This window comes from Streptomyces sp. NPDC006510, from assembly GCF_040611955.1.
GTDB lineage: Bacteria > Actinomycetota > Actinomycetes > Streptomycetales > Streptomycetaceae > Streptomyces.
Genome location: NZ_JBEXPH010000240.1, coordinates 1 through 10,670 on the forward strand (window position 1 = coordinate 1; position 10,670 = coordinate 10,670).

The window sequence follows — 10,670 nt, forward strand, 5'->3', positions numbered from 1 at the left end:
GACTGGACCGGGCGCTCGCCGAGCTGGCGGCCGAGGGCTCCCCGCTCATCCAGGGCGCGGCCCTGGCCGTACGCGTGCTGCTCGACCTGGACGACGCGGCCGGGCTGGGCGAGCGTACGGCCGGCTGGATCGACGGGGCCACGGCTCCGGACACGCGCCGGGCGCTGGCGAAGCGTCTTGCCGGGCTGCTCACAGCCGCCGGTCCCCTGCTCCAAGCGTCGCCGGACGCGCTCGCCGCGCTCATGGACCGGGTTGACGCGCTGGCCGACCAGGACTTCCTCGACCGTCTCCCGGCCCTGCGCGGCGGCTTCGACACGCTGGCCCCGGCCGCGCGCGACAGGCTACTCACCACCGTGACGGAGCGGCTCGGCGACCGGCTCGACCTGTCACTCGACGCCCCGCCCGAACTGCTCGCCCTGTGGGCGGCGGCCGACGCGGCCGGATCGGCAGCGCTGAAGGCCCTGGGCCTGCCAGGCGCGGACGCCGACGCAGGAACGGACCCGGGCTCGGACTCGGCCGACAATCCCCGCCCCGTACCCCCACCCGCAGCGGGCGCCGCCGCGGACGACGCGGACCGACGGCTCGGCCGTGCCGACCGCTGGCGGCTGCTGCTCGGCCGCCACAAGGAACGGCTCACCGGCGACGCGCGCCGCTACGCCCACGCCCTGGACGAGCTCTACGGCCGCGGGCGCGGCGAAGGCGCCCAGGACCTGGCCGGCGGCGCACCAGGTCAAGGCGGCGGTCAGGACCCGTCCTTCCCCACCGCGCGGGAGTGGGCGCAGGAACTGGAGGCCCTCTTCGGCACCGACGTACGCGAGGAGGTCCTCGCGGAGGCCGCCGACGCGGGTCGCACCGACGTGCTCGCGCAGCTCGATCCGGCGTCGGTACGCCCGTCGGTGGAGCTGCTCGGTTCGGTGCTGTCCCTGGCCGGAGGCATGCCCGAGGCCCAACTCGCCCGGCTGCGTCCGCTGGTGAAGCGGCTCGTCGACGAGCTGTCCCGGGAGCTGGCCACCCGCCTGCGCCCGGCGCTCACCGGTCTGGCCACCCCGCGCCCGACCCGACGGCCCGGCGGGCGCCTCGACCTCGCCCGTACCCTGCGGGGCAATCTCGCCCACACCCGGCGGACGGAGGACGGCCGGCTCGTCGTCGTACCGGAGCGTCCGCTGTTCAGCACGCGGGCGAGCAAGGAGGCGGACTGGCGCCTGGTCCTCGTCGTCGATGTCTCCGGCTCGATGGAGGCGTCGGTGATCTGGTCGGCGCTGACGGCTGCGGTCCTCGGCGGGGTTCCGACCCTGTCCACGCACTTCTTGGCCTTCTCCACGCAGGTGATCGACCTGACCGACCGGGTCGAGGATCCGCTGTCGCTGCTGCTGGAGGTCCGGGTCGGCGGCGGTACGCACATCGCGGCCGGTCTCGCGCACGCGCGTTCGCTGATCACCGTGCCGAGCCGCACGCTGGTCGTCGTGGTCAGCGACTTCGAGGAGGGCGCACCGCTCGGCGGGCTGCTGGGCGAGGTGCGTGCCCTGGCGTCCTCCGGCGCCCACCTGCTGGGCTGCGCGGCGCTCGATGACACCGGCACGCCGCGCTACTCGGTGTCCGTGGCGCGCCAACTCGTCGCGGCCGGTATGCCGGTGGCCGCCCTCAGCCCGCTCGAACTCGCCCGCTGGGTGGGCGACCGCCTCCGTGGAGAACCCCGTTGAGCACCGAACTCCTGCCTCCCGTCGCCCCCGACGTCCTCGCCGACGCCGTGGAGCAGCTCAGCGCACGGCTGCGCAAGAAACTCGACGCGGCGATCCCGGGCTGCGCCGACCAGGCCTCCGCCACGGCCGACGGGGCGGTCGAGGTCCACTTCGGCGAGGACGCCACGGTCACGCTGCGTCCGGGCCCCTCCGGCACGGTCACGAACGCGGAACAGGCCGTGTGCACCTGCCTGTTGGCCCCGCGCTGCCTGCACCGGGCCGCGGTCCTGGGCGCGGCACCCATCGCCGATGGGGAGGGAGACACGGGCGGGGGCGACGACTCGGGTACGGGTAAGGCCGCAGGCTCGGGCACAGCCTCCGACACGGGTGCGGGCCCCGAGGAGGCCGCACCCACCGCCCCCGCCGCCGAAGTTGCGGCCACGGTGGTCTCGCCGGCCGCACTCACCGCGGCGCAGGTCCTTGCCGCCACGGCGCTGTGGGACGCCGCCGCCGAAGCCCTGTCCGCCGGCGTCACGGCGGGCGGCGCCGTGGTGCAGGCCGAGCTGCTCCGCGCCGCCCACACCGCGCGGCTGGCCGGGCTGCCGCGGGCCGAAGCGGCCGCGCTGCGAGTCGTACGGAGCCTGAGGGCCGCGCGGGAGCGGAGCGAGGGACAACGTCTCGCCGACCTCACCGGAGCCTTCCGCGAGCTGCTGGCCGACACCGCCCTGCTCGCCTCCGGGGCGGCCGACACGGATGCGGCGGGCTCCGCGCGCCGGGTCTACGAACAGGGCGGCAGCCTGCGGGTGTACGGCCTGTGCCGGGAGCCGGTGCTGTCCGCGACGGGGTACGGCGGAGTGACCACGCACCTGGTCGGTTCGGACGGCGCCGGTTACACGGTGTCCGACGTGCGCCCCGGTGGCCTGGCCCGCGTGAAGGGTGCGGGGTCCGCGTCCGTGGCGCTCGGCGGTGCCGTCCTCGACCACGCCGGGCTGGCGCGCGGGGGCCTGCGGATCGTCGGCGCGACCGTCTCCGCGGACGGGCGGCTCGGGGCAGGGCGGGGGGTCAGCGCGACGCCAATGCGCGGGGTGGACTGGTCCGAGGAACCCGCCGCCGCCCTCTTCACCCGACCGGTGCAGGAGGCGATGGCCGCTGTGCTCGCCGACGGCGCGCCCGAGGCGGGTGGGCCCGGCAGGACGGCGCCGAGTCTGCTGGGCTGCGACGTCGAGGTGATCGGTGCCGTCGGCGACTCCGTCGTCGTCCGCGTCGCCGGTGAGGGACCGCTGCTGCGGCTTTGCCCCGCACACCCCCACCCGGGGCTGCCGCACGCCGCCAACCTGCGCCGGATCGCCGAACACCCGGGGCTCGCCCTGCGTGTGCTCGGCCGTCCCGACCTGGACCGGGCGGCGACGCTCCGGTCGCTGGCGGTCGGGCCGGTGCCGGGGGCGTCCGCCACGCTGCGGCTGCCGGACGCGTGGAAGGGCCGTGCCGACCTGGGCTACGACCGGCTCCAGGGCGAGCACTTCCCCCGCGAGACGGCGGGACCCGCGGACTGCGGGCCGGTCACCGCGGGCCCCGACCCGCTGGCGGAGGCACCGCTGTGGCGTGTCCGGCGCCTGCTGGAGACGGGCGTCGCGGGCGGTCGCCGTGCCGTGGCCGAGGCGGGCCGCGGGACGGACGCGGCCTCGCTCTGCGCCCGCCTGACCCGGGCGGAACTCGGCGTAGCGGCCCACCTCGCACAGGCCCTGACAACGGAGGCGGGCCGCCGCCCCCGCGACATCTTCGGCCGCCTGACCGACCCCTCGGCCGACGCCTACGCGAGGGCCTGGCTCGCCTCGGCCGTGCACCTGGCGGCTGCGGAACGCTCGCTGGTGGCCGCGTCCTGGTCGTCGTGACCTACGGCTGAGCCCACCGGGCCGCCTGGGCCGCCCGGTGGGCTCAGGCGGTCCCGGGCCCCGGTCCTTCCGGCGTTCCGCACCACCGGGTGTGGCAGCCTGTCTGCGAACTCCTCCACCGAGCCGCTCCCGAACCACCGGTCCCTGCTACCCGTGTTCGACGCCCTGCGCGCGGAGAGGTCCGCCGGCACGGCCCGGTTCCGCATCGGTGTCACCCACGAGGGCGACAGCCTCTCCGCGACCGCGACCGCGACCGCGACCGCGACCGTGGCGGTGCCGTGGCCGGTCAGGCCGGGCTGGCGTATCTCTGGGGGCAGTCCCTACCTCCTCTCCTTCAGACCGTTCAGCACCAAGTCCGTCAAGCGCTCCGGGAGGTCCGGTTCGATCGGGCGGTGGCCGAGCAGAGAGCGGGTCTGGAGTGGGGAGCAGAGCAGTTCCAGCGCCAGGGCCGCGTCCGTGTCCGCCGGGAGTTCCCCGCGTTCGACGGCCCGGCTGATGATGGCGCCGGCCTGATCGAGGCGGGACTGCCAGAAGCTCTGCCAAGCCGCGGCGAGGTCCGGGTCCTCGGAGCTGAGTGAGGCCTCCCGGGCAACGGAGCGGCCGGTCGGGGTGGCCAGGTACTCGGCCAGCGCGCGGGCGAAGGCGGCCAGGTCGGTGCGGACGGCTCCGGTGTCGGGGACGGGGATGCCCTCGTCACTGCCGACCAGCATGGCGTCCAGCACGAGCTTCTCCCGACTGCCCCAACGCCGGTACACCGTGGTCTCGTTGACCCCGGCACGGGCCGCGACCTCGGCGATGCTGAGCCGCGCGATGCCCTCCTCGGCCAGCATCTCCATGGCGGCTGCCAGAACGGCCTGGCGGACGCGCGCGGCGCGGCCGCCAGGGCGGCGGCGGACCGGCTCCGGTTCTTCCTCAGTCATGTGTCGATCACCTCGACCACCACCTTAACGCAGGAGGACTTGCATTAAGTGCCGCCCGGGCGCATAGTCGCTAATGCAAGAGTTCCGGCTTTAAGTGCAGCAGGAGGCATCACCATGTCCTTCACCTGGCCCCTGGACCCGCGGGACCTGTTCGTCGAGCGCTACCCGCAGATGACCCTCGGCCTCCCCGTCGACGAGGTGGACGCGGTCCGCGCCGCCGTCACAGAGATGTGGCCCGACCGGCCCGGCAGCTGGGTGTACGAGTGGTCCGCCCTCGCCGCCCGGCACGCCGAGGCCGGGCGCCATCGCCTGGCCGCGCAGGCGTACGGCTGGGCCAAGTTCCCTTCACTGGCCGACGACCCGAAGCGCACCGCGCTCGCCCGCCAGGTCGAGCAGTACGCCCTCGCCGCCCCCGGCTTCCCGGTGGAGTTCGAGCGCCGCACGCTCACCGTCCCGTACCGCAGCGGCGAGGCCACCCTGCCGATCCACCTGATAGCCGCCCCCGGCCTGCCCGCCGACGCGCCGGTCGTGCTGGCCAGCGGCGGGGTGGACTCCTGGAAGACCGACCTGCACGGCATGTGGGAGCAGCTCGCGCTCGCGCTGCCGGTACGGCTGCTGCTGTTCGACATCGTCGGCACCGGCGAGACCGCCCACCTGCCGATGACCCCGGATGGCGGGGCCGAGGTGATTGCCGGACTGGTCTCCTTCGCCCGCACGATCGGCAACGGGAAGGTCGGCCACTTCGGCATCTCGATGGGCGGTTACTACTCCGCCCGGACCGGACTGACCGGGGCAGTGGACGCCTCTGTGGTGCTCGGCGGCCCGGTGGAGCGCTCCTTCGCCCCGGACCGCGGCTTCGCCTTCGGCATGGACGGCATCGTCGGCAACGCCCTCGGCTTTGACGCCATGCCGAGTACGGCCGAGCGGGAGGAGGCCTTCGCGGCCTTCGACCTGCGCCCGCTGCTGGACCAGGACGCCAATGGGCCGATGCTGGTGGTCAACGGCACCGAGGACGTCCACGTCCCACTCGACGACACCTTGGTGTTCGAGGGCCGCCGGGACACCCAGGTCGAACTGATCCCGGACACCGGCCACTGCGCTATCTCGCGCTTCGGCGAGGCGATGGCCGTGATCGCCCCCTGGCTGAAGGACACCCTGATCGGCTGATCCGACGGTCCTGCCGCGACACGAAGCCGGTCCGCATCGGCGCTTGCAGGAGTGGTGGGGAGCACGGTCTTGCCACGGGTGGCGTTGCGGGAGTTCCCGCCGTTGTTCCCGGCCGGGTCGTGCTTTCGTCCGGTCGTACTTGCTTTGAGCTGCGCCTTCGTAGGTGCTGGCGAAGGGAAGTGTTCAGCAGCTCGTTACATCGTGGTGCGCGGCGTGCGGTTCTGACGGCGCACGGGGGTGTCGGCCCAGGCGGGGAGCGTGGCGGTCGGCCGGGAAGCCGACCAGGTCGACGTGGGCCTGCTGGGCGAGGAGGTCGGCGAAGGCCACGGTGAGGGGGTCGGGGCGGGTACGGGTGTAGGCAGTGAGGGTGCGGCGGACCGGGGGCTCGGGACGCAGCACGACGCCGTCGAAGTGCGGGGGAATGATGTTGGCCGGTACCAGGGCCGGACCGAGTCCGGCCGCGGCGAGCAGGGGTATGGCGGAGGTCTGTTCGGCGCGGATCGCCGCCTGCGGACGAAAGCCCGCCTGGGCGCAGACCTGGTCGAACAGCTCGGCGAGGCCGTTGTCCGGGGCGTAGTGGACCCAGGCGCGATCCGCGAGATCGGTGAGGGCGACCCTGCCGGTGGGGCGGTCGGCCAGCGGGTCGTCGGCGGGCAGGACGACGGTGAATTCCTCGACGCCGAGCTCGCGGATCGGCCCCTCCCAGCCGGCGGGTACGGGGCCGATGGCGAGGTCGGCGCAACCGGCGGCCATTGCAGCCTGGAGCCGGTCGGCGTGCGGGTACTCGCGCAGCCGGATCCGTACGCCCGGGTGCCTGCGGCGCCAGGCCCGCAGGACGGGCGGCAGGATGCCGAGGCTGACCGAGTAGACGGCGGCGACCTCCAGCTCGCCCTCCTCCAGCCCGGCCGTGCGCCGTGCCACCGTGTGCAGGCGCTCGGCCTCGGCCAGCGCAGCGCGAGCGTGCGGCAGTACCGCCCGGCCCACGGGGGTCAGCCGCACCGAGCGCGGCAGCCGTTCGAGCAGTGGACCGCCCACCGTTCTCTCCAGGACGCGCATCTGGTGGGAGAGCGCGGGCTGGGTGACGTGCAGCTGCTCGGCCGCGCGGGTGAAGGAGCCGGTGTCGACCACGGTGACCAGGTATTCGAGCTGTCGGAGTGTCGGCTTCGCCATGAGCAAATCTTATCGCTGGGGTAGATAACAAGCCTTGGACTCATTGCACGAAGCTGAGAGAGGGTCGTGATGTGGCCGCCGCGGGGGAGCAGCGGGCGGCCGATCCCCTTGACTCGAAGGAGTTCGCCTCATGTCCGATAGCACGCCTCTCAAGGGGCAGAAGCTTGTCGTGGTGGGCGCGGGTGCGCGCACCGGGCGCGCGCTCGCCAAGGCCGCCTCGGCGGCCGGCGCCGCTGTCGTGCTGGCCGGCCCGGATCCGCGCAGGCTGGAGTGGACGGCCGCTGAGCTGTCCGGGCCCTCGGAAGTGCTCGTGCTCGACCTCGCTGACGAGCGGTCGATCGCCGGCTTCGCCGGGCTTCTCGGCCGGTTCGACCACCTGGTCTCCACCGCCGCGATGCCGGCCAACGGCCCGCTGAAGGACCTCGAACTGGACGATATACAGCGGGCGTTCTCAGCCAAGGTGATCGGTCCGCTGCTGCTGGCCAAGCACCTGGCCGGGCAGGTGTCCGAGCACGGCTCGTTCACTTTCTTCTCCGGTGTGGCCGCCTGGCGGCCCGCGCCGGAGCGCACGGTGATGGCCACCACCAACGGCGCGCTGGCCTTCCTGGTGCAGGCACTGGCGGTGGAGATCGCCCCGGTCCGGGTGAACGCCGTCTCCCCCGGCATCGTCGACACGGGTTCCTGGGACGGCCTGGGCGCCGACAAGGAGGCGTTCCTGCGCGGGGTGGCCGAGCGCAACCCGGCCCGCCGGGTGGGTGGCCCGGAGGACCTGGTCAAGGCCGTGTTCTACGCGATCGACAACCCGTACGTCACCGGCACCGTGCTGCACGTCGACGGCGGCGGTCGCCTCGCCTGACCTCCGCCCCGCCGAATCATCCGACCCGACTGATACGAAGGAGCAGCTGATGGATCTCCATCTGGACGACAAGGTCTTTCTGGTCACCGGAGCTTCCGCCGGGATCGGTGCGGCCACCGTACGCATCCTCGCCGCCGAGGGGGCCACCGTGGTCGGCACGGCCCGCAGGACCGAGGGCATGGAGGAGCTCGGGGCAAGGGCGAGCGCCGTCGCGGCCGACGTGACCGATCCGCGGTCGGCCGCGCAGGTCGCGGCCGAGGTACTGGCCCGCCACGCCACGGACGCCTGGACGGCCTGGTCAACAACGTTGGCGGCCTTGAGTCGCGCGGCGGCTTCCTGGAGGTGACCGACGCGCAGTGGCAGTCGGCGTTCGACCTCAACTTCCACTCGGTCGTCCGGATGACCCGCGCCGCGCTGCCCGCTCTGCTGGAGCACGGCGGTTCGCTGGTCCATGTGTCCAGCGAAGCCGCTCGGCTGCCGGATGTGCCGCTGGTGGACTACGCCGCCGCCAAGACCGCCCTGCTGTCGCTGTCCAAGACCCTGGCGGGCGAGTTCGGCGCGCGAGGGGTGCGTTCCAACGGGTCGCTCCCGGCCGACCCGCACCAGGCTGTGGGACGCCCCGGGCGGGCTCGCCGAGCAGCTCGGCGCCCAGTCCCGTGCACTACACGACCCCGCAGTTCATCCGCGTCCCAGCACCAGACCTCGTCCGCCGTCAACTCATCACGCCGGACCAGACCCGACGGCAGCTTCAGCCCCATGCACCGCCAACGACTCCGATCACCATCACGTCACGTGAACGACCGGCTGCAGTACGGGGATGAAACAGGCGCCGAGGAGCCGTGCAGATGGGCGGCGTCGCTGTCGAACCCTCCACTGTCCTGCTCATGGCTGCGCGCTCGGCTGCTCCGTCTCGCGCAGCGTGAACGCCGCCTCCGTCGTACGGCACAGCGCCTGCACCGCATGACGCAGCGAGCGCCAGGAGGCCAGGCCGAGGAGGACACCGAAGGGGGCCGCGGGCCACCACCAGGCGCCGAGCACCGTGAACGCCGCGCTCCAGGCGAGGGCCTCGCAGGCCGCGTCATAGGCGTCGCGGGCCTCGGCCAGCGCGGCGCGGGGCTGGTCGGCCGCACCGAGCAGGAGGGTGGTCCAGCCGCTGACGACGTCGCCGCCGGTCTCCCGTCCGACATTCTCCTCGGTGAGGCGGAGGCGGTCGCCGGACCAGGTCGGTGACTGCGGCCGCCCGCCCGTTCTGGCCCGGGCGGCCCGCGCGTCGAGCCGGTCGGCGCGCAGCGCGTGGCCGTCGGCGCGGGCCCGCACGGACCGCCGGGCCAGCACGTCCGGTTCGACCCAGCGCCGTACCCGCCACTTGGTCACCCGTCGGCCCACCGACATCAGCCACCACGGCCAGGCCCCGGAGGCAAGAGAGCCGATCGCGGCCGCCGCGTAGGGGACCGCGAACGCGGTCCCCACCACCGGCACCGCGACGAGCACGAGCGAGGCGACGGCGTCCGCGGACAGGCCGCCGCTCGTCCGCAGCGCGTCGGCGATCCGCTCGCGGGCGAGGGCGATGTCGTTCCAGTGGGCATGGCCCAACTCCCCGCCGCCGACGACCGTGACGACGACGAACAGCGCGGCGGGCAGCAGCCGCCGCAGGAACCAGCCGTCGGGTATGCGCTTCTGCAGCTCGATGAGCAGGCCCACCGCGGTCAGCCGTCCACCAGCCGCATCGGCCCTCCGGCCAGCTCACAGGTCGGTGTAGCGGTCGCCGCCCCGTCGCGCAGTTCGACCCGGGCGCAGCGGCTCGTGGGGCAGACCCAGCCCACCGACTGCGGGGTGGGGGTGCCGGGCCAGTCGCCGACGCCCATGGTGGCGGGCAGTCCGAGCCCGTTTGGGACGCCGGCCGACTCGACCGCGTCGTGCAGCGCGCGTACGGCGTCCCGCCACTCGGCACCGGCCGGATCGGCGTCCCGAACGACCGGGAAAGCCGACTCCCAGACGGCGGAGGAGACGAGCGGGCGCAGTTCCTCGACGTTGCGGCACAGGTATTCCACGGCGTCCTCGTACACACCGCGCGCCTTCGCCCCGTCTCCCACCTCGGCCTCCCTCGAAGTCCTGATAACCACTGCTTCCTGACAACCGATCAGAGTAATGTAAGCGGCGATGTCAGAGCTTCGGGAACGAGTGGTCGAACGCCTGACCAGGGCGCACAGCACCGGCGACGCCGCGCCTCTGCGCGACCAGGAGGCGGTGACCGATGCGCTGGCTCTGCTGGGTGAGGCGGCACCGTCGCCCGAGGGTTCGATCGGTCTCGAAGCGGTGGCCGCCGTGTTCTGGACGTTCTGGGGCCGTCACCAGGGCGCCGAGGACCCGGAGGCCGCCCAGAACACGGGGGTCGGGGTCGCCGTCTTCGGCTTCCTGTGCCCGCGCCTCCCCGAGGAGGCCGGACTCCCCGAATCCTTGAAGGAGAACTTCGACCCCGCCGACCCGTCCCACGAGGCGCGGTTCGCGCACCTGGTGTGCTCGGTGCATGCCGACGTCGCGGTGAATGGAGCACCTCAGGAGCGGGCGGCGGCGCTCGACCGCGCGCTCGCCTGGTCGGACGCCGCTCTCGAATCCGTACGCGCCGACGACCACGTGGGTTTCGTCGAACTGGCCATCTACGCACACGACTTGTGGATATATCGATTCCAGACGAAGGCCGACCCGGACGGGCTGGTCGCCGCCGCCCGCTACGGACGGGAGGTGTGCACGCGGCTGGCCGTCGAGCCGGGCCTGTTCGACCCCGACGGGGCGCGGGCCGCAGCCGCGGCCTGTCTGCGCACGGTGGTGGACTCCGCCCGGCTGCTCGGCACCCCCCGGCTCGCGCAGGTCGAACGGCTGGTCGCGGCCGTACCGGACGACGCCCTCACCCCGGAGACCGCGGACGGGCTGCGGTTCCTGCGGAGGCTGGACGCCCAGCCCGTCACCTGGCCCGGTGAACGCGACC

At 73.8% G+C, this 10,670-nt stretch carries 10 protein-coding genes and 1 pseudogene; 7 read left to right on the forward strand and 4 right to left on the reverse strand.

Going from position 1 to position 10,670, the window contains the following annotated elements; translation table 11 throughout:
* Together ABZY11_RS38990 and ABZY11_RS38995 are read left to right on the forward strand one after the other, a co-directional pair.
* Positions 1 to 1,700, forward strand: a 1,700-nt coding sequence (locus ABZY11_RS38990) for a DUF5682 family protein (protein ID WP_356483709.1), incomplete at its 5' end; no start/stop codon positions are given.
* On the forward strand, positions 1,697 to 3,571 hold the full coding sequence (locus ABZY11_RS38995) for a hypothetical protein (protein WP_356483710.1): 1,875 nt from the start codon (positions 1,697 to 1,699) through the stop codon (positions 3,569 to 3,571). The genes ABZY11_RS38990 and ABZY11_RS38995, both read left to right, overlap by 4 nt.
* Positions 3,572 to 3,891: 320 nt before the next feature.
* Here ABZY11_RS38995 and ABZY11_RS39000 read toward each other — a convergent pair whose 3' ends face one another.
* Positions 3,892 to 4,491: a TetR/AcrR family transcriptional regulator gene (locus tag ABZY11_RS39000; RefSeq protein ID WP_356483711.1), complete on the reverse strand. Its 600-nt coding sequence runs from the start codon at positions 4,489 to 4,491 to the stop codon at positions 3,892 to 3,894.
* Between the two features lie 114 nt (positions 4,492 to 4,605).
* On the opposite strand from ABZY11_RS39000, the gene ABZY11_RS39005 reads away from it, so the two are divergent.
* A complete protein-coding gene (locus ABZY11_RS39005; RefSeq protein WP_356483712.1) occupies positions 4,606 to 5,658 on the forward strand; it encodes an alpha/beta hydrolase in 1,053 nt (350 codons plus the stop codon).
* Between the two features lie 183 nt (positions 5,659 to 5,841).
* Here ABZY11_RS39005 and ABZY11_RS39010 read toward each other — a convergent pair whose 3' ends face one another.
* A complete protein-coding gene (locus ABZY11_RS39010; protein WP_356483713.1) occupies positions 5,842 to 6,828 on the reverse strand; it encodes a LysR family transcriptional regulator in 987 nt (328 codons plus the stop codon).
* A gap of 130 nt (positions 6,829 to 6,958) precedes the next feature.
* Here ABZY11_RS39010 and ABZY11_RS39015 point away from each other — a divergent pair, with 130 nt between their 5' ends.
* The 3 genes and pseudogenes from ABZY11_RS39015 to ABZY11_RS39025 all read left to right on the forward strand — a co-directional run.
* Positions 6,959 to 7,684, forward strand: coding sequence for an SDR family oxidoreductase (locus ABZY11_RS39015; protein ID WP_356483714.1), 726 nt, complete (start codon positions 6,959 to 6,961; stop codon positions 7,682 to 7,684).
* A gap of 49 nt (positions 7,685 to 7,733) precedes the next feature.
* Positions 7,734 to 8,030 (forward strand): SDR family NAD(P)-dependent oxidoreductase, encoded by a 297-nt coding sequence (locus tag ABZY11_RS39020; RefSeq protein ID WP_356483715.1) that lies wholly within the window; start codon positions 7,734 to 7,736, stop codon positions 8,028 to 8,030.
* Positions 7,979 to 8,215 (forward strand): annotated as a pseudogene (locus ABZY11_RS39025) (SDR family NAD(P)-dependent oxidoreductase); the annotation flags it as partial. The gene ABZY11_RS39020 and the pseudogene ABZY11_RS39025, both read left to right, overlap by 52 nt.
* A 351-nt stretch (positions 8,216 to 8,566) precedes the next feature.
* Here ABZY11_RS39025 and ABZY11_RS39030 read toward each other — a convergent pair.
* Together ABZY11_RS39030 and ABZY11_RS39035 are read right to left on the reverse strand one after the other, a co-directional pair.
* Entirely contained in the window at positions 8,567 to 9,385 is an 819-nt protein-coding gene (locus tag ABZY11_RS39030; protein WP_356483716.1) for a hypothetical protein, read from the reverse strand.
* 5 nt (positions 9,386 to 9,390) lie between these two features.
* A complete protein-coding gene (locus tag ABZY11_RS39035; RefSeq protein ID WP_356483717.1) occupies positions 9,391 to 9,777 on the reverse strand; it encodes a hypothetical protein in 387 nt (128 codons plus the stop codon).
* Positions 9,778 to 9,844: 67 nt separating this feature from the next.
* Here ABZY11_RS39035 and ABZY11_RS39040 point away from each other — a divergent pair.
* Positions 9,845 to 10,670: hypothetical protein (locus tag ABZY11_RS39040; RefSeq protein ID WP_356483718.1), on the forward strand; the 826-nt coding region annotated here is incomplete at its 3' end.